We start from the raw sequence: 25500 nt of genomic DNA, 5'->3' as shown, positions 1-25500 counted from the left end.
GTGGGAGCCTCCCATGTTGAACACCCTTCTACCCATCCTGCTGTTCGCGGCCCTTGGCCTGGCAGTGCTCGGCGCCCTGCGCCGGGTGCGCATGTGGCGCCGTGGCCGGGCCTCCAAGGTGGACCTGATCGGCGGCCTGCTGGCCATGCCGCGGCGCTACCTGGTCGACCTGCACCACGTGGTCGAGCGCGACAAGTACATGTCCAAGACCCACGTGGCCACCGCTGGCGGCTTCGTGCTGTCGGCGGCGCTGGCGATCCTGGTGCACGGCTTCGGCCTGCAGAGCAAGATCCTTGGCTATGCGCTGCTGGTGGCCACGGTGATCATGTTCACCGGTGCCATCTTCGTCTTCAAACGCCGCCTGAACCCGCCTTCGCGCCTGTCCAAGGGCCCATGGATGCGCCTGCCGAAAAGCCTGCTGGTGTTCGCCGCCAGCTTCTTCATCGCCACCTTGCCGGTCGCCGGTATCCTGCCGGCCAACACCGGTGGCTGGGTGATGGTCGGCATTCTTGGCCTGGGTGTGCTGTGGGGCGTGTCGGAGCTGTTTTTCGGCATGACTTGGGGCGGCCCGATGAAACACGCCTTCGCCGGTGCCCTGCACCTGGCCTGGCACCGCCGCGCCGAACGCTTCGGCGGCGGCCGCTCCACCGGCCTCAAGCCGCTGGACCTGGAAGACCCGAACGCGCCGCTGGGCGTGGAAAAGCCGGTGGACTTCACCTGGAACCAGCTGCTCGGCTTCGACGCCTGCGTGCAGTGCGGCAAATGTGAAGCCATGTGCCCGGCGTTTGCAGCCGGTCAGCCGCTGAACCCGAAAAAGCTCATCCAGGACATGGTCATCGGCCTGGCTGGGGGCAGCGACGCCAACTTTGCTGGCAGCCCGTACCCAGGCAAGCCGATCGGCGAACACAGCGGCAACCCGCACCAGCCGATCGTCAACGGCCTGGTCGATGCCGAGACGCTGTGGTCGTGCACCACCTGCCGCGCCTGCGTCGAGGAGTGCCCGATGATGATCGAGCACGTCGACGCCATCGTCGACATGCGCCGCCATCTCACCCTGGAAAAGGGCGCGACCCCGAACAAGGGCGCCGAGGTGCTGGAAAACCTGATCGCCACCGACAACCCCGGCGGTTTCGCCCCTGGCGGGCGGATGAACTGGGCGGCCGACCTCAACCTGAAACTGCTGTCGGAAGTGAAAGCCACCGACGTGCTGTTCTGGGTTGGTGACGGTGCCTTCGACATGCGCAATCAGCGCACCCTGCGTTCATTCGTCAAAGTGCTCAAGGCCTCGGGCGTCGACTTTGCCGTGCTCGGCCTGGAAGAGCGCGACAGCGGCGACGTGGCGCGCCGCCTGGGTGATGAAGCGACCTTCCAGCAACTGGCCAAGCGCAACATCCAGACCCTGGCCAGATACACGTTCCAGCGCATCGTCACCTGCGACCCGCACAGCTTCCATGTGTTGAAAAACGAGTACGGCGCACTGGGCGGTGATTACCAGGTGCAGCACCACAGCACCTACATTGCCGAACTGATCGCGGCCAAGAAGTTGAACCTCGGCCAGCACAAGGGCGGCAGCGTCACCTACCACGACCCGTGCTACCTGGGCCGTTACAACGGCGAGTACCAAGCCCCGCGTGAAGTGCTCAAGGCGCTGGGTATCGAAGTGCGCGAGATGGAACGCTCGGGCTTCCGTTCCCGTTGCTGCGGTGGCGGCGGCGGTGCGCCGATCACTGACATCCCCGGCAAGCAGCGGATTCCGGACATGCGCATGGACGACATCCGCGAGACCAAGGCCGAGCTGGTGGCGGTGGGTTGCCCACAGTGCACCGCGATGCTCGAAGGTGTGGTGGAGCCGCGCCCACAGATCAAGGACCTCGCCGAGCTGGTAGCCGATGTGCTGATCGAAGAGGAAACGCCTGCGGCCCCAAAGTCGCCAACGGTTAAACGTGAACCTGCGGAGGTGCACTGATGAGCGACATCATCCGCCGCGACCCACGCGCTGAGTGGATCGCCCGTAACCGTCTGCATCCGCTGCACGCGGCGATGCAGACGCAACAGACGAACTGGATGGGGCCCAACGGCCTGATCCGCAAGAACCCTCATGCCATCGCCGCAGGCTTCATCGGCCCGGCCGGCCTCAAGCGCATCGACCGCAGCGGCGCCCAGCAGGGCACCGGTGTCGGCGGGCGGCGTACGGCGGCAGCCGAAGTGCAGCTGCCGCTACACCAGGTACCGGCGCCGGCGTTCTACATTGCCGTGGTGCCGGACATGGTCGGCGGCCGCCTGAGCAGTCACGACCGCGACCTGCTGGGGCTGGCCCATGGCCTGGCCGGCAGCGACGGCGCAGTGCTGGCGGTGGTGTTTGGCGAACACAAGGAAAGCAATTTTTCCACAGCCGGTGTCGATCGCCTGCTGATACTGAATGGCGAGGAATTCGAAGGTTATGCACCGGAGCAACGGGTGCAGGGCCTGCGCGCTGTGGATAACCAGTTTGCGCCGCGCCACTGGCTGCTGCCCGACAGCCGCAGCGGTGGCGGCGAGCTGGGGCGGCGCCTCGGCGCGTCCCTTGGCGAACGCCCGGCGACGCGGGTCTGGCAGGTCAAGGACGGCCAGTGCATTGGCCGTGCCGGTGCCGGCCAGCAAGACCTGCAACGCGCCGTGCCACGCCTGATCCTGGGTGCAGTGGAGTGTGCCGAGCCGGTCAGCGAAACCCGTCACGAAGCGTTGCCGGTGGAGTTGTCCACAGGTGTGGTGCGCAGCCTGTCGCGCATTGAGGACCTGGGTTCGGTGGCTGTCGACCCGGCGACCATCGCCATGGCCGAAGCCGAGTTCATCGTCTCGGGTGGTAACGGCGTCAAGGACTGGGACCTGTACCACAAGGCCACTGCGGCCCTCGGCGCCACCGAAGGCGCCTCGCGGGTGGCGGTGGACGACGGCTTCATGCCGCGCCACCGTCAGGTCGGTGCCACCGGGACCTGGGTCACCGCACGCGTATACGTGGCGGTGGGTATCTCGGGCGCAATCCAGCACCTGCAGGGCATCGGCGCCTGTGACAAGGTGGTGGCAATCAACATGGACCCGGGCTGCGACATGATCAAACGGGCTGACCTGTCGGTGATTGGCGACAGTTCGGCGATTCTTCAGGCACTGATCGAGGCTGTGGACAACTTCCGCAGCGGTGGCCAGCGCGACGCGGCATAAGGGCACGAGCATGAGTACGAAAGTGATCAGCCTGGTTTCCATCGGTGCCCACCCCAGCTCCGGCCGCGCCCGCCGCGCCGAGCAGGATGCCCGCGCCGTTGAATTGGGCATGCAGCTGGCTGGGGATAACTTGCAGGTGGTGCATGCCGGCGATCCGCGGGAAGAGGCACTGCGCGCCTACCTGGGCATGGGCCTGGACCATCTGGACGTGTTGGAACAGCCGGCCGGCACCGATGTGCTAGGCGTGCTGGGGGATTATCTGCGCGATGCTGGCGCCCAGCTGGTGCTGACCGGCAGCCAGGCCGAGACCGGTGAAGGGTCGGGCATGCTGCCGTTTCTGCTGGCCGAGAAGCTCGGTTGGCCGTTGGTGGTGGGGCTGGCAGAAGTGGAGTCGATCGAAAATGGTACGGCCCAGGTGCTGCAGGCACTGCCACGCGGCCAGCGGCGCCGGCTGAAGGTGCGCTTGCCGCTGCTGGCGACTGTGGATAACGCAGCGCCCAAGCCGCGCCAGAGCGCCTTCGGGCCGGCGCGTCGTGGTGTGCTGGCGGCGCGCAATGTGGCGATCGTGGATGATGAACTGTTGGCAGACGTAGAGCTGCAGCCTGCGCGGCCACGGCCCAAGCGGCTCAAGGTGATCAAGGCCAAGAGCGGCGCGGACCGGATGAAGGCAGCCACCGCCAAGGCTAGTGGAGGCGGCGGCAAGGTGCTGAAGGATGTTTCTCCACAGGAAGGCGCCGAAGCCATTCTCAAGCTGCTGGTGGAGGAGGGCGTACTGCGCTGAACCTTTTGATGGGAGCGGCCCGGCAAGGCCGCTCCTGCAAAAAACGGTTATTGCCGGACCACGTTGAACGCCCAGTTGGCCAGCTCTTCGCTCACCGGCTCGAACGACACCTGCTCCCCCTCCGACAATCCCGCATTCCCCGTCGCACAGCGCAACACCAGGTAATCCCAACCTTGCCCTTCGGCACTGATTACCCCCATCCCATGGCCTTCATCGAACCATTTCACAGTCCCAGCCAGGCGCCTGTGCATAAGTCGCTCCTGAGTAATGACAAAGTAGTGGCCACTACTGAAGCACAAGGGGGTAATCTGGCGATACTGGTAAAAATGTCAGGTGCATCATGATTTTGCCCACGGAATCTGTTCGCCAAGGTGTGGATAAAGTGTTGGTGCATGGCTGGGAGGCTTGATTGGAGCTGCTTGCAGCGATTTGATCAAATAGTGACCAGCCCTTGGCAAGCTCGTTTGCAGTCCTGGAGCATCTATCTGGCACACTTTGTTCACAGTCGCTGTTAGCCGGTCTGTGGATAATCTGTTCAGTAGAGGCTGTGAGCCTTGATAAGAAAGGCTTACAGGGTTTTGCCCAAAAAATGATCAAAATCACCTGGTACCGCACTGATCCATAAAAATCAGGGTCTTGAGCCATTTATCCACAAGCGAATCGGCGCGGATTGTCGCGTTGCTCACAAACTCTGTTGGTGTCTCTGTGGACAAGGTGTAGGAAGTTCGCTGGAGCCGAGCAAATCCGCGGCTTTGCTTGCATTGATCAATTTTTGGCCAGTGTGTACCTGACATTTGTGTCAGTACCCAACCGTATTCCATGCCGCTAAAGTAATCGAGTCTATGGTAGGAGTTGTGGATAACCATGATACGAAGTTACTCACCTTACGGCGTTATGGGGGCTCACCCTTTAACAACCTTGGCTTTTCACGGCCAGCGCCGTGATCCGCTGTCAGGGAGTTACCCTTTGGGGAATGGTTATCGCCACTACAGCCCTACTTTAATGCGATTTCTGAGCCCCGATAGCCTCAGCCCATTTGATCGTGGGGGCATCAATGCTTACGCCTATTGTGGAGGTGATCCTGTTAATCGAACTGACGAGTCGGGGCGGTTCTGGATCAAGTTCTTAACGCATGTGGCTTTTGGCTCAAGTGCGGTAGCAGGTACCGGCAACATGGTAGTTTCGCGAATGAGAGCCAGGATAAATAGCGTTCCGCTTCCGGATGGCGTGCTCGAACCAGCCCTGCCAAGGCTTCATCCTCGCGTAGCTGCGGCTGCAAACGTCCTTGATACCTACGCTTACACGACTTCAGTGGTTGTTCGTGGACCGCATATTGCGGATACCTTCAATCCTGGGGCTGTGGCAAACATTCAGCCGGCACTCAACGGGGCTGATCTGGGGCGCGCAGGGGCTGGCTTTCTGGGTTACGCAGCTCTCCCAATGAATGCCAGGCATGAGTGGCGTCGTGCGGGCGTACGGGGCATGCCTCGAGGGCGATTAATCGGCGAGTCTCTTCTGGATGCATACGGCTTGAGCTATATGTGGCAAGCGGTGAGATCTGTCAGCAGGGCAGTGGGGTCAGCCGTATCAGGTGCTTTAGGGGGGCTTACCCAGATGATAAGGGGGCGTCGCAGGCCAGTTGATGTTGAGACCGGTATCGACAACACGCATTTGTAAGTTGCTGGAGACCCCGCCGCAGCACCTGTGTGCCTTGGCGGGGATACGTTTACTGCGCCTGCACTTCCTTCAGATACGGCGCCGGCTCCGCCCCCAGGTTCTCCAAAACCCGTTGGCTGTACCAGTCAATGAAGTTCACCACGCCAAACTCATAGGTCTTCGAGTACGGCCCAGGCTGATAAGCGGTGGAGTTGATCCCGCGCTGGTTCTCTTCAGCCAAACGGCGGTCCTGGTCGTTGGTCGCGTCCCACACCTTGCGCATGCGCTCCGGGTCGTAGTCCACGCCTTCGACGGCATCCTTGTGCACCAGCCATTTGGTGGTGACCATGGTTTCCTGGGCGCTGATCGGCCACACGGTAAAGACGATCATGTGGTCGCCCATGCAGTGGTTCCACGAGTGTGGCAGGTGCAGGATGCGCATCGAGCCCAGGTCCGGGTTCTGGATGCGGCCCATCAGCTTCTGGCAAGCTTGCTTGCCGTCCATGGTCATCGACACGGTGCCCTTGAGCAGCGGCATGCGCACGATACGGTTGCGCAGGCCATGGCTCTTGTGCAGGTACGGGATCTTCTCGGCTTCCCAGGCAGCGGCGGAGCTGGCCACGTGGTCCTTGAATTCCTGGCTGGCACGCGGGTCGTTGGTGTCGTCCCACTCCAGCAGGGTCTGCAGCAGCTCTGGGTGGGAACCGGAGCAGTGGTAGCATTCGCGGTTGTTTTCAAGCACCAGCTTCCAGTTGGCCTTTTCCATCAAGGTGGTCTGTACCGCCACCTTGGTGTTCTCCATGTCGTACGGTTCCATGTAGTGGTCCAGGGTGGCCAGGAACTCGTCGATAGCCGGCGGGTTTTCCGCCAGGCTGATGAAAATGTAGCCGCCGGCTACCTTCACGTGCACAGGCTTGAGGCCGTATTCCTTCATGTCGAAGTCAGCGCCCATTTCGGTGCCCGCGAACAGCAGGCGGCCGTCCAGCTCGTAGGTCCACTGGTGGTAGTGGCAGACCAGCTTGGCCACCTTGCCCTTGTCGCTGACGCACAAACGCGACCCGCGGTGGCGGCAGACGTTATGGAAGGCGTGCACCTTGCCTTCAGCACCGCGCACCACCAGGATCGGGTTCTTGCCGATCTGCAGGGTGATGTAGTTGCCCTTGGCCGGGATCTCGCAGGTCATGCCGGCGATCAGCCATTCCTTCTGGAAGATCTCCTGCATGTCGATCTGGAACAGACGCTCGTCGGTGTAGAACGGCTGGGGCAGCGAGTAGGTGCGCTCGCGGGTCTGCAGCATCTCGGCGGTGGCCTTGCGTGCAGGTTCCAGTGGATCGCCCAGGCTCAGGGTTGCGGTGACGTCCATCGTGTATTCCTCGGGGCCGTGTGCGGCCGGCAAAAGGTGGCTAATCGTTATTGTGGTGCCGCAAGGTCGTTGTCTGAAAAACAGCGAGTTGTTTTGCCGTGGAGTGTGCGTCCGAAGGCGCCGTGAACCGTATCCATGGGCGACATGGCCGATTTGAATTACGACGCGCCAGCCCTTGTAGTGCGGGGCTGGTCGCGATAAGCACGCCGATGTCGCTGGCAGGAATGTACGTCGTGTTCAGCTTGCGCATTATCCAAGCCATAAAAAGGGCCATAGTCGGCCGCTGGAGATGAACATGTCCGATACCTTCCTCAATCCGGTCACCACCCAGACCTGGGCCAACGGCCGCCACATCGTGCGCTGCGTCAAGGTCATCCAGGAGACCTGGGACGTGCGCACCTTCTGCTTCATGGCCGACCAGCCGATCATGTTCTTCTTCAAGCCCGGGCAGTTCGTCACCCTGGAGCTGGAGATCGAAGGCAAGCCGGTGATGCGTTCGTACACCATCTCCAGTTCGCCGTCAGTGCCCTACAGCTTCTCGATCACCGTCAAGCGCGTACCGGGTGGGTTGGTGTCCAACTTCCTTCACGACACCATGCACGAAGGCGCCGAGCTGCCAGTGCACGGGCCGGTGGGGTTGTTCAACGCCATCGACTTCCCGGCGGGCAAGGTGCTGTACCTCTCCGGTGGCGTGGGCATTACCCCGGTGATGTCGATGGCGCGCTGGTTCTACGACACCAACGCCAACGTCGACATGGTGTTCGTGCACAGCGCCCGCTCGCCGAAGGACATCATCTATCACCGCGAGCTGGAACAGATGGCATCGCGCATTCCCAACTTCAGCCTGCACATCATCTGTGAGAAGCATGGGTTGGGTGAGCCATGGGCGGGCTATCGCGGCTACCTCAACCAGCGCCTGATGGAGCTGATCGCGCCGGACTACATGGAGCGCACGGTGTTCTGTTGCGGCCCGACGCCGTACATGAGCGCGGTCAAGCGCATGCTCGAAGCAGTCGGCTTCGACATGAAGAACTACCACGAGGAATCGTTCGGCGCGACGCCAGCGGAGGCCAAGGCCGATGCAGTGGAGCATGCCGAGCAGGCGGCCGATGCGCCGGAGGTGGATGCTTCTGACCTCAACCTGGTGGAGTTCATCGGCAGCGAGAAGAGCATCCGCGTTGCCCCGGGTGAGACCGTGCATGCGGCGGCGGCCAAGGTTGGCCTGATGATCCCGAAAGCCTGCGGTATGGGCATTTGCGGGACCTGCAAGGTGCTCAAGCTGGGTGGCGAGGTGGAGATGGAGCACAACGGCGGGATTACCGAGGAAGACGAAGCCGAGGGCTACATCCTGTCGTGCTGCAGCGTGCCGAAAGGGGATGTGCGGATCGATTACTGATCCAGTGGCCAGTCCGGATTCTTCGCGGGCACGCCCGCTCCCACAGGTTCATCGCTATCTTCAGGACTGCGGTGAACCCTGTGGTAGCGGGCGTGCCCGCGAATGCTTTCAGGTGCGGAACCGGGCTACCAGGCCATTGAGGTCCACTGCCAGGCGCGAAAGCTCGGCACTCGCCGCACTGGTCTGATGCGCCCCGGTAGCACTCTGCACCGACAGGTCATTGATGTTCACCAGGTTGCGGTCCACTTCCCGCGCCACCTGGGCCTGTTCTTCTGCCGCGCTGGCGATCACCAGGTTACGCTCGTTGATCTGCGCTACAGCCCCGGCAATGGTATCCAGCGCCATGCCCGCACCTTTGGCGATATTCAGCGTCGACTCGGCGCGTTCGGTGCTGGTACGCATCGACTCCACCGCCTCTTCGGTACCGCCCTGGATGCTGCCGATCATGCGTTCGATCTCGCTGGTCGACTGCTGGGTGCGATGGGCCAGCGCCCGCACTTCATCCGCTACCACAGCAAAACCACGACCGGCTTCACCGGCACGTGCCGCTTCGATCGCCGCGTTCAGTGCCAGCAGGTTGGTCTGGTCGGCCAGGCCGCGGATCACGTCGAGCACCTTGCCGATGTCGCGCGACTGCTCGGCCAGGTGAGTGATCAGCTTGGCGGTGGCCTGCACATCACCGCTCATGCGCTCGATGGCGCCGACAGTTTCCATGACCAGGTCACGGCCGTCGCCGGCCGAGCGGCTGGCTTCGCTTGAGGCTTCCGATGTACTGACCGCATTGCGTGCCACTTCTTCCACCGCGCTGGTCATCTCGGTAACGGCAGTAGCCGCCTGTTCGATTTCGTTGTTCTGTTGTTGCAGGCCGCGGGCGCTTTCGTCGGTGACGCAGTTCAGCTCTTCGGCGGCCGAGGCCAGCTGGGTGGCGGAGCCCGCGATCAGCTGCAAGGTATCGCGCAGCTTGTCCTGCATGCGGGCCATGGCGCGCTGCAGGCGGGCCGCTTCATCAGTACCTTCGGCGCGGATGACCTTGGTCAGGTCACCGTCGGCCACCTGTTCGGCGGCCTGCAGCGCTTCTTCGATCGGCTTGACGATGCTGCGGGTCAGCAGGAAGGCGCAAAGGAAGGTCAGCACAGTGGCGGCAATCAACAGGCCGATCACCAGCGCGAAGGCGGCGGCGTACTGGCTGGCGGCGGTTTCGTTGGTCTCGCGAGTCTGGTCGGTGTTGATCTGCACCAGGGTGTCCATGACCTTGTTGATCTGCTCGGAATTGGCCAGCAGGTCGCGATTGATCAGGTCACGCAGGTCGTCCAGGCGGTCGGCCTGGCTCAGGCTGCGCATGCGCGACTCGAGCTGGCGGTATTGATCGAGCAAGCCTGTGTACTGCTCGAAAGCGGCTCGCTCGTCGGCTGCCGTGATCATCGGCAGGTAAGCCTGACGGGCTCGGTCGATCTGGGCGTTGCGCTGGTCCAGCAGATTGAGGGTATCGCGCTGGGTTTCCGGTTCGCGGTTGAGCAGCAGCCGGTAAGACAGGGTGCGCATGCGCAGGTTGAGTGCGGACAGCTCATCGAGCGTCTTGATGCTGGGTACGCTGTTTTCCTCGATGGCCACGCCAGCCTGCCGGATGGTGCCCATCTGCATGAGCGAGAAGATACCAAGGCCGAGCATGAGCACGCCGATCAGGGCGAACCCGAGCAACGCACGCGGGGCGATGTTCATGTTGCGAAGAGACATGGATAGAGTCCAGGCAGGATGGGGAGAGGCGCGGTCCATGCGACGAAATATGACCTACCTGTCTATCGGTCGTGATTGATCAGTCTTGAGGCTGACCGTCATAAAATGTCAGCCAGTTGACGCGTTACCTGACCGGCGGTTGACACAGGTCGGAACAAGGGGCCCGATACCCTGTCAATCTGCGGGTTAGAAACGTTGAGAATCCGATATTTAATGGCGGGGGCTCACGCTTTTCTTTATCGTGTGCGCCCTTTGCAACAACCGAGATAGACCCATGCTGGAAGCCTCCCTGAATCAACTCGAGCAACTGGTCAGCGACCTGATGCAGAAAAACGCTCAACTCACCGAGCAGAACACCGCCCTCGGCCAGGAACTGGCCCAGGCCAAGGAAGAGAATGAAACCCTGCAGCTGTCGCTGATGGAGCAGGAAGAGAAGCACGGCGCCACCGCCGCGCGCATCCAGGCGCTGGTTGACCGCGCCAGCGCTGGCGTCGTCGGCGCATGAGACTGCAAGCGCAGCCGATCAATGTCGTGTCCATTCTCGGCATCGACTATTCGATCAAGGCGCCTGAGGGCCAGGAAGAAACCCTGGCCCAGGCAGTGCGGATGCTCAACACCGCGCTGAACGAGACCAAGCGCCAGTATCCGACCTTGATCGGGGACAAATTGCTGGTGCTGGCTGCGCTCAACCTTTGCTCCAAGCAGGTTGAGTTGCAGAAGGAACATCAGCAGACCCTCGCGCGTACCCAGGCGCAGATCGACGCCACGGTGGACGCCATCGTCAAGACGATTGCCGAGTCCTGACCGAAACTGGGGCGCCTTGCGCCCCATTGTCCCAGATCACTGGATTAACTGAATACGCAAGTGTATACACTTCCCGCAAAACAATAATTAGCGGGGAGCAGGGGCATGCGTATCTGGCGTAAGAGCATCCAGTGGCAATTGATTGCAAGCATGGGCGCTGCCCTGTTGGCGAGCATCCTGGTGGTGGTGATCATCTTCACGATGGCACTCAACCGCCTGACCGAACGATACCTGGTCGACACCGCATTGCCGGCCAGCATCGAAGCCATCCGCAACGACATTGAGCGCATGCTCGGCCAGCCTCTGGTGGCTGCAGCCGACATTGCCGGCAATACGCTGCTGCGTGACTGGCTTGCCGCCGGCGAAGATCCCGCTCAAACCCCGCGATTTCTGGAATACCTGCAGGCTGCCAAGCAACGCAACCATGCGTTCACCACGCTGTTCGCCTCGACCGAAACGGGCAACTACTACAACGAGAATGGCCTGGACCGTGTCCTCAGTCGCGGCAACCCCAATGACAAGTGGTTCTACGGCTACGTCGACAGTGGCGCCGAGCGCTTGGTAAATATCGACATCGATCATGCCACGGGCGAGCTGGCACTGTTCATCGACTACCGCGTGGAGAAAGCCGGCAAGCTGGTTGGCGTGGCCGGCATGGGCCTGCGCATCAGCGAGCTGTCGAAACTCATCCACGACTTCAGCTTCGGCGAGCACGGCAAGGTCTTCCTGGTGCGCAACGACGGCCTGATCCAGGTGCACCCGGACGCGGCCTTCAGCGGCAAGCGACAACTCGCCGAACAACTCGGCGCAGACGCAGCCAAGGCGATGATGACCGGTGGCGAAGGCTTGCGCAGCAGCCGCTTCATCCGAGACGGTGAACGCTACCTGGCGCTGGGCCTGCCTTTGCGCGACCTCAACTGGACCCTGGTAGCCGAGGTACCGGAGGAAGAAATTTACGCGCAGATGCACCAGACGGTAGGGCTGACCAGCCTGATCGGCGGCAGCGTGGCCCTGGTGTCGCTGCTGCTGGTGGTGCTGCTGGCGCGTGGGCTGGTGCGGCCGATCCGCCGCGTCACCGATGCGCTGGTACAGATCGGTAGTGGTAGCGGAGACCTCAGCCATCGCCTGGACGATGCCCGTCAGGATGAACTGGGTGATCTGGCCCGTGGCTTCAATCGCTTCCTCGACAGCCAGCGTGGCTTGATCGGCGAGGTGTTGCGCACCAGCGAGCGCCTGCACCTGGCGGTGGAGCAAGTCACCCAGGTGGTGAACAACACGGCCGAACGCTCCGGGCGCCAGCAGGAGATGACCGAGATGGTCGCCACTGCCGTGCATGAGATGGGCCTGACCGTGCAAGATATCGCTCGCAATGCCGGCGATGCAGCGCAAGCCTCGCAATCGGCGCGGGACGAAGCCTTGCAAGCGCGCGAAGTGGTGCGGCGTTCGATCCAGGGTATCGAGGGCATGTCGGGGGATATCGGCAGGGCTGCCGATGCAGTCAGCCAATTGGCCGATGAAGTCGCCTCGATCGATGAAGTATTGGCGGTGATCCGCAGCATTTCCGAACAGACCAACTTACTGGCCTTGAATGCTGCCATCGAAGCGGCCAGGGCAGGGGAAATGGGCCGTGGGTTTGCTGTGGTGGCCGATGAAGTACGCACATTAGCCCGACGTACACAGCTGTCGACTGACGAAGTGCAGCAGATGATCCAGCGGCTCAAGCAGGGTGCGGGTTCCGCTGTGAGTTCGATGCAGGCGGGGCAGCAGGCGACTGGCAGCGGTGTAGAGTCCAGCCAGCGTACCGGGGCGTCGTTGGGCGCGATTACCGATCAGGTCGAGCACATCAGCGACATGAACCACCAGGTGGCCACGGCTACCGAGGAGCAGTCGGCAGTGACCGAAGAGATCAACCGGACGGTGCAGGGGATTTCCGACCTGGCGCGGGAGACGGCGGCGGAGGTGCAGGGGTGTCGGGAAGAGTGCCAGGCGTTGCGTGGCTTGGCTGATGACCTGGCGCAGCAGATGGGTGGGTTCAAACTCTAGATTGCCGGGGCCGCTTCGCGGCCCTTTCGCGGCGCAAGGCCGCTCCTACAAGTGAACGCGTACCGCCTGTAGGAGCGGCCTTGTGTCGCGAAAGGAGGGCAAAGCCCTCCCAGGATTCTGTCAGGCGGTGATGATGCTGCGGATATCCGCCGCCAGTTCACGCACCCGCTCTTCCTCGGTATCCCACGAACACATGAACCGCGCCCCGCCGCTACCGATGAAGGTATAGAACCGCCAGCCCTTGCCACGCAACGCTTCAATCGCAGGCTCCGGCATCTGCAGGAATACGCCGTTAGCCTCCACCGGGAACATCAGTTCCACCCCTGGCAGGTCACTCACCAACGACGCCAGCAACTGCGCGCACTGGTTCGCGTGATTGCCATGACGCAACCAGGCGCCATCTTCCAGCAGCCCGACCCACGGCGCCGACAAGAAACGCATCTTCGACGCCAGCTGGCCGGCCTGTTTGCAGCGGTAGTCGAAGTCTTCGGCCAGCTGACGGTTGAAGAACAGGATCGCCTCGCCCACTGCCATGCCGTTCTTGGTGCCACCAAAGCACAGTACATCGACCCCGGCTTTCCAGGTCAGCTCGGCCGGGCTACAGCCAAGGAATGCGCAAGAATTGGTGAAGCGCGCGCCGTCCATGTGCAGGTTCAGGCCCAGCTCCTTGCAGGTGGCACTGATCGCCTTGAGCTCGTCGGGGCGATAGACGGTGCCGACCTCGGTCGCCTGGGTGAGGGTGACTACCCGTGGCTTGGGGTAATGGATGTCCTGGCGCTTGAGCGCCACTTCGCGGATCGACTCGGGTGTGAGCTTGCCATTGACGCTGGGCGCGGTGAGCAGCTTGGAGCCGTTGGAGAAGAACTCCGGTGCGCCGCATTCGTCGGTTTCGACGTGGGCGGTCTCGGAGCAGATCACGCTGTGGTAGCTCTGGCACAGCGAGGCCAGGGCCAGGGAGTTGGCGGCGGTGCCGTTGAAGGCGAAGAACACTTCACAGTCGGTTTCGAACAGCTTGCGGAAGTACTCCGATGCACGCTCGGTCCACTGGTCGTCGCCGTAGGCGCGGTCGTGGCCGTGGTTGGCTTTCTCCATCGCGGCCCAGGCTTCGGGGCAGATACCGGAATAGTTGTCGCTGGCGAATTGTTGGCTCTTGTCTGTCATGACACTACTGTCCTGTGAACGACGCAGAACAGCACTCTAAACCATCGATTCAGCGGTTGCCTATACAAGTTAACAGGGCCGGCCTCTTCGCGGGGCAAGCCCGCTCCTACAGGAGATTGCGGAGCCTTGTAGGAGCGGGCTTGCCCCGCGAAGAGGCCGGCACAGGGCGGACACCACAACGAATGTCGTAAACGCGCCATTGCAAGGCGTGCGCAGGCATCTGACCCGCCCCGGCCAGTCATAACATCGCCACAAAGGGCCACAGTGCCCCACGACAAAAAACGATCGCTGCCGGGAGATACACGATGTTCAGCAAGCAAGACCAGATCCAGGGTTATGACGATGCACTGCTGGCGGCGATGAATGCCGAAGAACAGCGTCAGGAAGATCACATCGAACTGATCGCTTCGGAGAACTACACCAGCAAGCGCGTGATGCAGGCCCAGGGCAGCGGCCTCACCAACAAGTACGCCGAAGGTTACCCGGGCAAGCGCTACTACGGTGGCTGCGAGCACGTCGACAAGGTCGAGGCGCTGGCCATCGAGCGCGCCAAGCAGCTGTTCGGCGCCGATTACGCCAACGTCCAGCCGCACTCCGGCTCTTCGGCCAACGGCGCGGTCTACCTGGCCCTGCTGCAGGCTGGCGATACCATCCTCGGCATGAGCCTGGCCCACGGCGGCCACCTGACCCACGGCGCCAAGGTGTCGTCTTCGGGCAAGCTGTACAACGCCGTTCAATATGGCATCAACACCGATACCGGCCTGATCGACTACGACGAAGTCGAGCGCCTGGCCGTCGAGCACAAGCCGAAGATGATCGTTGCCGGCTTCTCGGCCTACTCCAAGACCCTCGACTTCCCACGCTTCCGCGCCATTGCCGACAAGGTCGGTGCGCTGCTGTTCGTCGACATGGCCCACGTCGCCGGCCTGGTTGCCGCTGGCCTGTACCCGAACCCGATCCCGTTCGCCGACGTGGTCACCACTACCACCCACAAGACCCTGCGCGGTCCACGTGGCGGCCTGATCCTGGCCAAGTCCAACGAAGAGATCGAGAAGAAGCTCAACGCCGCCGTATTCCCGGGCGCCCAGGGCGGCCCGCTGATGCACGTGATCGCCGCCAAGGCCGTGTGCTTCAAGGAAGCGTTGGAACCTGAGTTCAAGAGCTACCAGAAACAAGTGATCGAAAACGCCCAGGCCATGGCCCAGGTGTTCGTCGACCGTGGCTACGACGTGGTCTCCGGTGGCACCGACAACCACCTGTTCCTGGTCAGCCTGATCCGCCAGGGCCTGACCGGCAAAGATGCCGACGCCGCCCTGGGCCGCGCGCACATCACCGTCAACAAGAACGCGGTACCGAACGACCCACAGTCGCCGTTCGTTACCTCGGGCCTGCGCATCGGCACCCCGGCCGTCACCACCCGCGGCTTCAAAGTCGCCCAGTGCGTGGCCCTGGCCGGCTGGATCTGCGACATCCTCGACAACCTCGGTGACGCAGACGTCGAAGCCGATGTGGCGAAGAACGTCGCGGCCCTGTGCGCTGATTTCCCTGTTTACCGCTGAGTGGAGTAAACGACCATGCAACGCTACTCGGGCTTCGGCCTTTTCAAACACTCCCTCAGCCACCACGAAAACTGGCAGCGCATGTGGCGCACGCCGACCCCTAAAAAGGTCTATGACGTGGTCATCGTCGGCGGTGGCGGCCATGGCCTTGCCACGGCCTACTACCTGGCCAAGGAACACGGCATCACCAACGTCGCGGTGATCGAGAAGGGTTACCTGGGCGGCGGCAACACTGCCCGTAACACCACCATCGTGCGATCCAACTACCTGTGGGACGAATCGGCGCACCTGTACGAGCACGCCATGAAGCTGTGGGAAGGCCTGTCCCAGGACCTCAACTACAACGTGATGTTCTCCCAGCGCGGCGTCTACAACCTGTGTCACACCTTGCAGGACATGCGTGACTCCGAGCGCCGTGTCAGCGCCAACCGCCTCAATGGCGTCGATGGCGAGCTGTTGAACACCGCCCAGGTCGCGGCCGAAATCCCGTACCTGGACTGCTCCAAGAACACCCGCTACCCGATCCTCGGCGCCACCGTTCAGCGCCGTGGTGGCGTAGCCCGCCACGACGCGGTGGCCTGGGGCTTCGCCCGTGCTGCCGACGCCCTGGGCGTTGACCTGATCCAGCAGACCGAAGTCATCGGCTTCCGCAAGGAAAACGGCGCGGTCATTGGCGTGGAAACCAACAAAGGCTTCATCGGCGCCAAGCGCGTCGGTGTGGTCACCGCCGGTAACTCCGGGCACATGGCCAAGCTGGCCGGCTTCCGCCTGCCGCTGGAATCGCACCCGCTGCAAGCGCTGGTCTCCGAGCCGATCAAGCCGATCATCGACAGCGTGATCATGTCCAACGCCGTACACGGCTACATCAGCCAGTCCGACAAGGGCGACCTGGTGATCGGTGCCGGTATCGACGGCTGGGTCGGCTACGGCCAGCGCGGTTCGTACCCGGTGATCGAGCACACCCTGCAGGCTATCGTCGAGATGTTCCCCAACCTCTCGCGCGTGCGCATGAACCGCCAGTGGGGCGGCATCGTCGACACCTCGCCGGACGCCTGCCCGATCATCACCAAGACGCCGGTCAAGAACATGTTCTTCAACTGCGGTTGGGGTACGGGCGGCTTCAAGGCGACCCCAGGTTCGGGCAACGTCTTCGCCGCGAGCCTGGCCAAGGGTGAAATGCACCCACTGGCCGCGCCGTTCTCCATGGACCGCTTCTACAACGGCGCACTGATCGACGAACACGGCGCTGCCGCCGTCGCCCACTAACCGGAGCCACCGTCATGTTGCATATTTTCTGTCCCCACTGTGGCGAGCTGCGCTCCGAAGAAGAGTTCCACGCCTCTGGCCAGGCGCACATCGCCCGCCCGCTGGACCCTGCCGCCTGCTCCGACGAGGAGTGGGGTACCTACATGTTCTACCGTGACAACCCACGCGGTATTCACCACGAACTGTGGGACCACGTTGCCGGCTGCCGCCAGTACTTCAACGTCACCCGCAACACCGTGACTTACGAGATTCTGGAAACCTACAAGATTGGCCAGAAGCCGCAAGTGACTGCTGATGGCAAAGCTGCGACCGCACCGTCCGCCGTCAAAGGCCAAGGGGAAAAAGTATGAGCCAGACCTATCGCCTCGCCAGCGGCGGCCGTATCGACCGCAGCAAGGTCCTGAACTTCACCTTCAACGGCAAGACCTACCAGGGTTATGCCGGTGACAGCCTGGCCGCCGCGTTGCTGGCCAACGGCGTCGACATCGTTGGCCGCAGCTTCAAGTACTCGCGCCCACGCGGCATCATCGCCGCCGGTACCGAAGAGCCGAACGCCATCCTGCAGATCGGCTCCAGCGAAGCCACCCAGATCCCCAACGTGCGTGCCACCCAACAGGCGCTGTACGCAGGCCTGGTCGCCACCAGCACCAACGGCTGGCCGAACGTCAACAACGACGTCATGGGCATCCTCGGCAAGGTGGGCGGCAGCATGATGCCGCCGGGCTTCTACTACAAAACCTTCATGTACCCGAAATCGTTCTGGATGACCTACGAGAAGTACATCCGCAAAGCCGCAGGCCTTGGCCGTGCGCCGCTGCAGAACGACCCGGACAGCTACGACTACATGAACCAGCACTGCGACGTGCTGATCGTCGGTGCCGGCCCTGCTGGCCTGGCCGCCGCGCTGGCCGCTGGCCGCAGCGGTGCCCGTGTGATCCTGGCCGATGAGCAGGAAGAGTTCGGCGGCAGCCTGCTCGACACCCGCGAAACCCTCGACGGCAAGCCTGCCGCCGATTGGGTCAACGCCGTGGTCAAGGAGCTGGAAAGCCTGCCGGAAGTGACCCTGCTGCCACGCGCCACGGTCAACGGTTACCACGACCATAACTTCCTGACCATCCACGAGCGCCTCACCGACCACCTCGGCGACCGCGCCCCGATCGGCCAGGTTCGCCACCGCGTGCACCGTGTCCGCGCCAAGCGCGTGGTGCTGGCTGCCGGCGCACACGAGCGCCCGCTGGTGTATGGCAACAACGACCTGCCGGGCAACATGCTGGCCGGTGCTGTGTCCACCTACGTGCGCCGCTACGGCGTGGCCCCGGGCCGCAAGCTGGTGCTGTCGACCAACAACGACCACGCCTACCGCGCCGCGCTGGACTGGCACGACGCCGGCCTGCAAGTGGTCGCCATCGCCGACGCCCGCCACAACCCACGCGGCTCGCTGGTTGAAGAAGCACGTGCCAAGGGCATCCGCATCCTCACCTCCAGCGCCGTGATCGAGGCCAAGGGCACCAAGCACGTCAGCGGCGCCCGTGTAGCCGCCATCGATGTGCAGGCGCACAAGGTCACCAGCCCTGGCGAAACCCTCGAATGCGACCTGATCGCCACGTCCGGCGGCTACAGCCCGATCGTGCACCTGGCTTCGCACCTGGGCGGTCGTCCGGTCTGGCGTGAAGACATTCTTGGTTTCGTGCCGGGCGATGCTCCGCAGAAACGCGAATGCGTCGGTGGCATCAATGGCGTCTACGCTCTGGGCGATGTGATCGCCGATGGTTTCGAAGGCGGCGCCCGCGCAGCCACCGAAGCCGGCTTCAAGGCCACCGTCGGCAGCCTGCCGAAAACCGTGGCGCGCAAGGAAGAGGCCACTGTGGCGCTGTTCCAGGTGCCGCACGATAAAGGCACTGCCCGCGCCCCTAAACAGTTTGTCGACCAGCAGAACGACGTCACCGCAGCCGCCATCGAACTGGCCACCCGCGAAGGCTTCGAGTCGGTCGAGCACGTCAAGCGCTACACCGCGCTGGGCTTCGGTACCGACCAGGGCAAGCTGGGCAACATCAACGGCCTGGCCATTGCCGCCCGTTCGATCGGCATCACCATCCCGGAAATGGGCACCACCATGTTCCGCCCGAACTACACGCCGGTGACCTTCGGCGCGGTAGCCGGCCGTCACTGTGGCCACCTCTTCGAGCCGGTGCGCTTCACCGCCCTGCATGCCTGGCACGTGAAGAACGGCGCCGAGTTCGAAGACGTCGGCCAGTGGAAGCGCCCGTGGTATTTCCCCAAAGCCGGTGAAGACATCCATGCTGCCGTCGCCCGTGAATGCAAGGCTGTGCGCGACAGTGTGGGCCTGCTGGACGCCTCGACCCTGGGCAAGATCGACATCCAAGGCCCGGACGCGCGCGAGTTCCTCAACCGCATCTACACCAACGCCTGGACCAAGCTCGACGTGGGCAAGGCCCGCTACGGCCTGATGTGCAAGGAAGACGGCATGGTCTTCGACGACGGCGTGACTGCCTGCGTCGGCGACAACCACTTCATCATGACCACCACCACCGGCGGCGCTGCCCGCGTGCTGCAGTGGATGGAGCTGTACCACCAGACCGAATGGCCTGAGCTGAAGGTGTACTTCACCTCGGTCACCGACCACTGGGCCACCATGACCCTGTCCGGCCCCAACAGCCGCAAGCTGCTGAGCGAGCTGACCGACATCGACATGGACAAGGAAGCCTTCCCGTTCATGACCTGGAAGGAAGGCAACGTCGGCGGCGTACCGGCCCGGGTGTTCCGTATCTCGTTCACCGGTGAGCTGTCGTACGAAGTCAACGTGCAGGCCAACTACGCCATGGGCGTGCTGGAACAGATCATCGAGGCGGGCAAGAAGTACAACCTGACCCCGTACGGCACCGAGACCATGCACGTACTGCGTGCCGAGAAGGGCTTCATCATCGTGGGCCAGGACACCGATGGCTCGATGAACCCGGACGACCTCAACATGAGCTGGTGCGTGGGCCGCAACAAGCCGTTCTCGTGGATCGGCCTGCGTGGCATGAACCGCGAAGACTGCGTGCGCGAAAACCGCAAGCAGCTGGTAGGCCTGAAGCCGATCGACCCGACCAAGTGGCTGCCGGAAGGCGCGCAGCTGGTGTTCGATCCGAAGCAGCCGATCCCGATGGACATGGTTGGCCACGTGACCTCCAGCTACGCCTCCAACTCCCTGGGCTATTCGTTTGCCCTGGGCGTGGTCAAGGGCGGCCTCAAGCGCATGGGCGAGCGTGTTTACTCGCCGCAGGCCGATGGCAGCGTGATCGAGGCGGAGATCGTGTCTTCGGTGTTCTTCGATCCGAAGGGTGAGCGGCAGAACGTCTAAGGCCCCGGATGGCCGCGCAGCCTGCTTGCAGCGCTGCGCAGCCCTGACGAACAAGAATTCAAGGCAGGTAAGAAATGAGCGCTATCAACGTCTTCCAGCAAAACCCCGGCGCTGAGGCCAAAGCCCAGTCGCCACTGCACCACGCCGACCTGGCCAGCCTGGTCGGCAAGGGCCGCAAGAACGCAGGCGTGACCCTGCGTGAACGCAAGTTCCTCGGCCACCTGACCCTGCGTGGTGATGGCCACAACCCGGAGTTTGCCGCCGGCGTGCACAAGGCCCTGGGCCTGGAGCTGCCAGTTGCCCTGACCGTGGTCGCCAACAACGAGATGTCGCTGCAATGGGTCGGTCCCGACGAGTGGCTGCTGATTGTTCCTGGCGGCCAGGAACTGGCGGTTGAACAGAAACTGCGCGCGGCCCTCGAAGGCCAGCACATCCAGGTGGTCAACGTCAGCGGCGGGCAGAGCCTGCTGGAGCTGCGCGGCCCGAACGTGCGCGAAGTGCTGATGAAATCCACCAGCTATGATGTGCACCCGAACAACTTCCCGGTCGGCAAAGCAGTCGGCACCGTGTTCGCCAAGTCGCAACTGGTGATCCGCCGTACCGCCGAAGACACCTGGGAGCTGGTGATCCGCCGCAGCTTCGCGGATTACTGGTGGCTGTGGCTGCAGGACGCCTCGGCCGAGTACGGCCTGAGCATCGAGGCGTAAGGAGAGCGAACATGAGTCGGGCACCGGATACCTGGATTCTCACCGCCGACTGCCCGAGCATGCTCGGCACCGTCGACGTGGTGACGCGTTACCTCTACGAGCAGCGCTGCTACGTCACGGAGCACCATTCCTTCGATGATCGGCTGTCGGGGCGCTTCTTCATTCGCGTGGAGTTCCGCCAGCCGGACGATTTCGACGAGGCGGGCTTTCGTGCCGGCCTCGCCGAGCGCAGCGAGGCGTTCGGCATGGCTTTCGAGCTGACCGCACCCAATCACCGCCCCAAGGTGGTGATCATGGTGTCCAAGGCCGACCATTGCCTGAACGACCTGCTGTACCGCCAGCGCATTGGCCAGCTGGCCATGGACGTGGTTGCGGTGGTGTCCAACCACCCGGACCTCGAACCCCTGGCGCATTGGCACAAGATTCCTTACTACCACTTCGCCCTCGACCCGAAGGACAAGCCGGCGCAAGAGCGCAAGGTGATCCAGGTGATCGAAGAAACCGGCGCGGAGCTGGTGGTACTTGCCCGTTACATGCAGGTGCTGTCGCCGGAGCTGTGCCGGCGTCTGGATGGCTGGGCGATCAACATTCACCACTCGTTGCTGCCCGGGTTCAAAGGCGCCAAGCCTTATCACCAGGCCTACAACAAGGGCGTGAAGATGGTCGGCGCCACGGCGCACTACATCAATAACGACCTCGACGAAGGGCCGATCATTGCCCAGGGCGTTGAGGTGGTAGACCACAGCCATTACCCGGAAGACTTGATTGCCAAGGGGCGTGACATCGAGTGCCTGACCCTGGCGCGGGCGGTGGGTTACCACATCGAGCGGCGGGTGTTTTTGAACGCCAACCGGACCGTCGTTCTCTAACAGCCTGTACCGGCCTCTTCGCGGGACAAGCCCGCTCCTACAGGTCATATGCAGCCTTCAGGGCTGGCATTTTTCCTGTAGGAGCGGGCTTGTCCCGCGAAGGGGCCGACGCATTTCTACCTGCCGTTAAAAGGCATCTCCCTGTCGTTTCCAGTCAGTGCCAATCGCCGTATCAGGCCCACAATTCCCTGCATTCCAGTAACACAAGCCGCCCATGGATGGCGGCGCGTTCACCACCGCTGCATACATAAAAAATCAAGCGAGGTAAGAGCATGTCTGGCAATCGTGGAGTGGTGTATCTCGGCGCGGGCAAGGTCGAGGTGCAGAAGATCGACTACCCGAAAATGCAAGACCCACGCGGCAAGAAGATCGAGCACGGCGTGATCCTCAAGGTGGTTTCCACCAACATCTGCGGCTCCGACCAGCACATGGTCCGCGGCCGCACCACTGCCCAGGTCGGCCTGGTCCTGGGCCACGAAATCACCGGTGAAATCGTCGAACTGGGGCGTGACGTAGAGCGCCTGAAGATCGGCGACCTGGTGTCGGTACCGTTCAACGTCGCCTGCGGCCGTTGCCGCTCCTGCAAAGAGATGCACACCGGTGTCTGCCTCACCGTCAACCCGGCCCGCGCCGGCGGTGCCTACGGCTACGTCGACATGGGCGACTGGACCGGCGGCCAGGCCGAGTACGTGCTGGTGCCGTATGCCGACTTCAACCTGCTGAAACTGCCGGACCGCGACAAGGCCATGGAGAAGATCCGTGACCTGACCTGCCTGTCCGACATTCTGCCGACCGGCTACCACGGCGCCGTCACTGCCGGCGTAGGCCCAGGCAGTACCGTCTATGTCGCTGGCGCCGGCCCGGTCGGCCTGGCCGCCGCTGCCTCGGCGCGCCTGCTGGGCGCCGCCTGCGTGATCGTCGGTGACCTGAACCCGGCTCGCCTGGCCCACGCCAAGTCCCAGGGCTTCGAAGTGGTCGACCTGTCCAAGGACACCCCGCTGCACGAGCAGATCGTCGACATCCTCGGCGAGCCAGAAGTGGACTGTGCCGTCGACGCCGTTGGCTTCGAAGCTCGCGGCCATGGCCATGAAGGTGCCAAGCATGAAGCGCCAGCCACCGTGCTGAACTCGCTGATGCAAGTGACCCGCGTTGCCGGCAGCATCGGCATCCCGGGCCTGTACGTGACCGAAGACCCGGGCGCAGTCGATGCCGCCGCCAAGATCGGCGCGCTGAGCATCCGCTTCGGCCTGGGCTGGGCCAAGTCCCACAGCTTCCACACCGGCCAGACCCCGACCATGAAATACAACCGCCAGCTGATGCAGGCGATCATGTGGGACCGCATCAACATTGCTGAAGTGGTCGGCGTGCAGGTGATCAACCTCGACCAGGCGCCGGAAGGCTATGGCGAGTTCGATGCAGGTGTGCCGAAGAAGTTTGTGATCGACCCGCACAAGATGTGGGGCGCGGCGTGATGCTGTGATGTAACGAAAAGCCCCTCATCTCGAGGGGCTTTTTTATGGCTGCTTGTCTGAGCCTTGCACGACTAGCACCGAGCCCATCTGATCGGTGGCCAGCAGGCCGCTGTAGTGCGTGTCGTCTGCGCTCAGCTCTGCCAGCGGTTGTTCAGCATTGCGGAAGATGGCGCGATGTTGGTCGCCTTCTTTCACGGTGATGAGCTTGTCGCCCTGGTAGAAGAACAGCGAACGGTTCGATGCTTTGCTCATGATTCAAGTCCCTGCCGTGCTGGATGAAAGGCGGTTGCTTGAAGCCCATTCTGAACAGATGCAGGGATTTTGATACTGGCAGAAATACTAGTTTCATAGCCTGACACGCAACCTGTGGGAGCGGGCTTGCCCCGCGAAGAGGCCAGCCCAGCCAACCCACCACTCAGCGCATCATCCCCAACTCGGCATCATCCATCAGCGCCTTGGCCAGCGCGCTCAGATAATGTGAAGCCCAAAGCAACTGCGGCTTGTTGTCCATCAGGCCGTCAATGGTCAAATCCCGCACATAGCCCATCAGTTCCGAAGCCTGTTCCCGCGCACTCTGGCAGGGAATGCCCGGGGCAATGCAGAAAAGCGGATGGGTCTGGCCTTCGCCCTGGTAGAAAAAGGTGGTGCCTACGGTGGTCTTGGTGTAGTCGCTGGTCATCGTTCTATCTCCCCGAAGTTTCAACAGCCAGGCCCGGCCCTATCGCGGCTAAAGCCGCTCCTACAGGACTGAACTGCGCCCCTGACGTTGGACAAAATTCAACCTCAGGCCCTGCACAACCCCTGTAGGAGCGGCTTTAGCCGCGAAAGGGCCGGGCCAGCCAACACATGTCTCAAGCCTTAATGCAGCGTCCGCGGCTCCGCCGACATCTGCATCTGGATCAACGCTGTCTCAAGCAGCACCCGCAGCGTTTCGAGCTCATGCATCGTAGCCATGATCAGAATCGAGGCTGGTGACTTGGGCTGCAGCAGAATCGCCTGATGCACGACGGTTTGGGCACACAGCGCGTAGTCCGTGGCCTGGATGAGAGTGTCTTCGAGGGAATGGGAGGTGTGAGGTGGATCGGGGACAATCTTAAGCATGATGGAACACCTTAAATGAGGGCCATCACCATCTGCTGTCAAACAATTGGTGGCAGCTGTACATGGGTTGACAGACCGGTAGGTGAACCAAAACCCGGCGCACACGAAGTGCCCCATGCATAGCTGCCATAAAGGCGAAGCCATGTGATTCATACCAAGGCGGCCTGTCAAAGCCGGTCGCTGATTTCGCAGCGACCGCCCGAGACTAGAGCCCAGCCCAGATCATCGCAATGGCTTAAGCGGCTTGGGACTTTAATTCAGAAACGTCTTACAAGTAAGCGTAAAAATCTGAAAGTCATGGTGAGATTTGCGCGCTGAGCCCCGCTTCAGCCTGAGCTGGAGCGAGTTGCACAGCTCCCACAGGCTAGACAGCGACCATGCAGTACAACCGCCAGCTGATGCAGGCGATCCTGTGGGGCCGCGTCAACATTGCCGAAGTGGTGGGAGTGCAGGTGACCAACCTGGATCAGGCGCCGGAAGGATATGGCGAGTTCGATGCCGGTGTGCCGAAGAAATTCTCGATCGACCCGCACAAGATGTGGGGTGCGGCGTAACAGTAAAGCATAACGCCCGGTGGGGAGCGTTATGACTTTTTCGAAAAAAACAGCCGCTTTTAATAATTACTGATGGTTTAATCTTTTTTTCTAATCGTAAACACAAAAACAGTGATTATTCCTCCGATAATCGCTGTGACTCCCAGCGTTCCGATCACTTGTTGAGCGGCCATCTGGGCTGGGCTGCGGCGAAAACCGAGGCGGCTGTCATACCCAACTCGAGTAGGCATTCGGTTTTCGTGAATCACAGGAAGGGAAGCAGGATTGGATATTTGAGCAGTGGTCGCAGTGGTCGTAACTTTTGATGGAGTAGCTGGTCCTGATGAGTGCGGTAGGCTCTGCGCGGGGAGAGGTATAGCCTGAGTGCTGTTCAGCGAGCCGGTAGACATTTGGGCGATGGTGCCAACAGTTGAATACGTTCTTCGAATCTGCGGCTCAATGGGCGTCGGCGTACGACTAATTCCGCTGGTGG

The 25500-nt window shown here is 62.3% G+C and carries 23 protein-coding genes and 2 pseudogenes; 16 read left to right on the top strand and 9 right to left on the bottom strand.

Features of this window, described 5'->3' with window-relative positions; genetic code table 11:
- The first annotated feature begins 13 nt into the window (after positions 1-13).
- From dgcB to APH28_RS19800, 3 genes are read left to right on the top strand one after another with little or no spacing between them, the layout of a single operon-like run.
- Positions 14-1966 (top strand): dimethylglycine demethylation protein DgcB, encoded by a 1953-nt coding sequence (gene dgcB, locus APH28_RS19810; protein ID WP_060512225.1) that lies wholly within the window; start codon positions 14-16, stop codon positions 1964-1966.
- On the top strand, positions 1966-3198 hold the full coding sequence (locus tag APH28_RS19805) for an electron transfer flavoprotein subunit alpha/FixB family protein (RefSeq protein ID WP_060512224.1): 1233 nt from the start codon (positions 1966-1968) through the stop codon (positions 3196-3198). Before dgcB ends, APH28_RS19805 begins: the two co-directional genes overlap by 1 nt.
- 10 nt (positions 3199-3208) lie before the next feature.
- Positions 3209-3979, top strand: coding sequence for an electron transfer flavoprotein subunit beta (locus APH28_RS19800; protein ID WP_060512223.1), 771 nt, complete (start codon positions 3209-3211; stop codon positions 3977-3979).
- Positions 3980-4026: 47 nt separating this feature from the next.
- Here APH28_RS19800 and APH28_RS19795 read toward each other — a convergent pair whose 3' ends face one another.
- Entirely contained in the window at positions 4027-4230 is a 204-nt protein-coding gene (locus APH28_RS19795; protein ID WP_060512222.1) for a cold shock domain-containing protein, read from the bottom strand.
- A 613-nt stretch (positions 4231-4843) separates the two neighbouring features.
- Between APH28_RS19795 and APH28_RS29555 the strand changes: the two genes are divergently transcribed.
- Positions 4844-5656: an RHS repeat-associated core domain-containing protein gene (locus APH28_RS29555; RefSeq protein WP_082432347.1), complete on the top strand. Its 813-nt coding sequence runs from the start codon at positions 4844-4846 to the stop codon at positions 5654-5656.
- Between the two features lie 49 nt (positions 5657-5705).
- On the opposite strand, the gene gbcA is transcribed toward APH28_RS29555, so the two are convergent.
- Positions 5706-6998, bottom strand: a complete 1293-nt coding sequence (gene gbcA / locus APH28_RS19790) for a glycine-betaine demethylase subunit GbcA (RefSeq protein ID WP_060512221.1) — start codon at positions 6996-6998, stop codon at positions 5706-5708.
- A 295-nt stretch (positions 6999-7293) separates the two neighbouring features.
- Here gbcA and gbcB point away from each other — a divergent pair, with 295 nt between their 5' ends.
- A complete protein-coding gene (gene gbcB, locus APH28_RS19785; RefSeq protein ID WP_060512220.1) occupies positions 7294-8394 on the top strand; it encodes a glycine-betaine demethylase subunit GbcB in 1101 nt (366 codons plus the stop codon).
- 108 nt (positions 8395-8502) lie between these two features.
- Here gbcB and APH28_RS29550 read toward each other — a convergent pair whose 3' ends face one another.
- Positions 8503-9366 carry a methyl-accepting chemotaxis protein gene (locus APH28_RS29550; RefSeq protein WP_371260234.1) on the bottom strand — a complete coding sequence of 288 codons (864 nt, stop codon included), beginning with the start codon at positions 9364-9366 and terminating at the stop codon, positions 8503-8505.
- A pseudogene (locus APH28_RS29545) lies at positions 9358-10113 on the bottom strand (MCP four helix bundle domain-containing protein); the annotation flags it as partial. The pseudogene APH28_RS29545 and the gene APH28_RS29550, both read right to left, overlap by 9 nt.
- Positions 10114-10402: 289 nt before the next feature.
- Between APH28_RS29545 and APH28_RS19775 the strand changes: the two are divergent.
- From APH28_RS19775 to APH28_RS19765, 3 genes are all read left to right on the top strand, one after another.
- Entirely contained in the window at positions 10403-10633 is a 231-nt protein-coding gene (locus APH28_RS19775; RefSeq protein WP_054903631.1) for a hypothetical protein, read from the top strand.
- Positions 10630-10932, top strand: a complete 303-nt coding sequence (locus APH28_RS19770; RefSeq protein WP_060512218.1) for a cell division protein ZapA — start codon at positions 10630-10632, stop codon at positions 10930-10932. Before APH28_RS19775 ends, APH28_RS19770 begins: the two co-directional genes overlap by 4 nt.
- Positions 10933-11037: 105 nt before the next feature.
- On the top strand, positions 11038-12975 hold the full coding sequence (locus tag APH28_RS19765; RefSeq protein WP_060512217.1) for a methyl-accepting chemotaxis protein: 1938 nt from the start codon (positions 11038-11040) through the stop codon (positions 12973-12975).
- A 120-nt stretch (positions 12976-13095) separates the two neighbouring features.
- On the opposite strand, the gene APH28_RS19760 is transcribed toward APH28_RS19765, so the two are convergent.
- On the bottom strand, positions 13096-14136 hold the full coding sequence (locus APH28_RS19760; RefSeq protein WP_060512216.1) for a low specificity L-threonine aldolase: 1041 nt from the start codon (positions 14134-14136) through the stop codon (positions 13096-13098).
- A gap of 305 nt (positions 14137-14441) precedes the next feature.
- On the opposite strand from APH28_RS19760, the gene APH28_RS19755 reads away from it, so the two are divergent.
- The 7 genes from APH28_RS19755 (at position 14442) to fdhA (ending at position 23373) form a co-directional block, all read left to right on the top strand.
- Positions 14442-15695 carry a serine hydroxymethyltransferase gene (locus APH28_RS19755; RefSeq protein WP_060512215.1) on the top strand — a complete coding sequence of 418 codons (1254 nt, stop codon included), beginning with the start codon at positions 14442-14444 and terminating at the stop codon, positions 15693-15695.
- 15 nt (positions 15696-15710) lie between these two features.
- Positions 15711-16961: a sarcosine oxidase subunit beta family protein gene (locus APH28_RS19750; protein ID WP_003255680.1), complete on the top strand. Its 1251-nt coding sequence runs from the start codon at positions 15711-15713 to the stop codon at positions 16959-16961.
- A gap of 14 nt (positions 16962-16975) precedes the next feature.
- The gene (locus tag APH28_RS19745) at positions 16976-17311 is read left to right on the top strand and encodes a sarcosine oxidase subunit delta (protein ID WP_060512214.1); all 336 of its coding nucleotides are present in this window, start codon (positions 16976-16978) and stop codon (positions 17309-17311) included.
- Entirely contained in the window at positions 17308-20325 is a 3018-nt protein-coding gene (locus tag APH28_RS19740) for a sarcosine oxidase subunit alpha (RefSeq protein WP_060512213.1), read from the top strand. The genes APH28_RS19745 and APH28_RS19740 overlap by 4 nt, the downstream gene beginning before the upstream one ends.
- Positions 20326-20399: 74 nt before the next feature.
- Complete coding sequence (locus tag APH28_RS19735; protein ID WP_060512212.1) at positions 20400-21032, top strand: sarcosine oxidase subunit gamma; 633 nt, start codon at positions 20400-20402, stop codon at positions 21030-21032.
- 11 nt (positions 21033-21043) lie between these two features.
- The gene (purU, locus tag APH28_RS19730) at positions 21044-21901 is read left to right on the top strand and encodes a formyltetrahydrofolate deformylase (protein ID WP_060512211.1); all 858 of its coding nucleotides are present in this window, start codon (positions 21044-21046) and stop codon (positions 21899-21901) included.
- A 272-nt stretch (positions 21902-22173) separates the two neighbouring features.
- Positions 22174-23373: a formaldehyde dehydrogenase, glutathione-independent gene (gene fdhA / locus APH28_RS19725; RefSeq protein WP_016393294.1), complete on the top strand. Its 1200-nt coding sequence runs from the start codon at positions 22174-22176 to the stop codon at positions 23371-23373.
- A gap of 42 nt (positions 23374-23415) precedes the next feature.
- Here fdhA and APH28_RS19720 read toward each other — a convergent pair whose 3' ends face one another.
- The 3 genes from APH28_RS19720 to APH28_RS19710 form a co-directional block, all read right to left on the bottom strand.
- A complete protein-coding gene (locus APH28_RS19720; RefSeq protein WP_060512210.1) occupies positions 23416-23625 on the bottom strand; it encodes a hypothetical protein in 210 nt (69 codons plus the stop codon).
- Positions 23626-23788: 163 nt separating this feature from the next.
- Positions 23789-24052: a DUF3077 domain-containing protein gene (locus APH28_RS19715; protein WP_060512209.1), complete on the bottom strand. Its 264-nt coding sequence runs from the start codon at positions 24050-24052 to the stop codon at positions 23789-23791.
- 179 nt (positions 24053-24231) lie between these two features.
- Positions 24232-24474 carry a hypothetical protein gene (locus tag APH28_RS19710; protein ID WP_060512208.1) on the bottom strand — a complete coding sequence of 81 codons (243 nt, stop codon included), beginning with the start codon at positions 24472-24474 and terminating at the stop codon, positions 24232-24234.
- A gap of 322 nt (positions 24475-24796) precedes the next feature.
- Here APH28_RS19710 and APH28_RS28720 point away from each other — a divergent pair.
- Positions 24797-25028, top strand: a pseudogene (locus tag APH28_RS28720) (formaldehyde dehydrogenase, glutathione-independent); the annotation flags it as partial.
- 77 nt (positions 25029-25105) lie between these two features.
- On the opposite strand, the gene APH28_RS29005 reads toward APH28_RS28720, so the two are convergent.
- The coding region (locus APH28_RS29005) for a hypothetical protein (RefSeq protein WP_218186523.1) at positions 25106-25500 on the bottom strand (395 nt) is incomplete at its 5' end.

Source organism: Pseudomonas sp. NBRC 111124 (genome assembly GCF_001320245.1).
Taxonomy (GTDB): Bacteria; Pseudomonadota; Gammaproteobacteria; order Pseudomonadales; family Pseudomonadaceae; genus Aquipseudomonas.
This window is presented reverse-complemented; position numbering and strand designations above follow the sequence as displayed.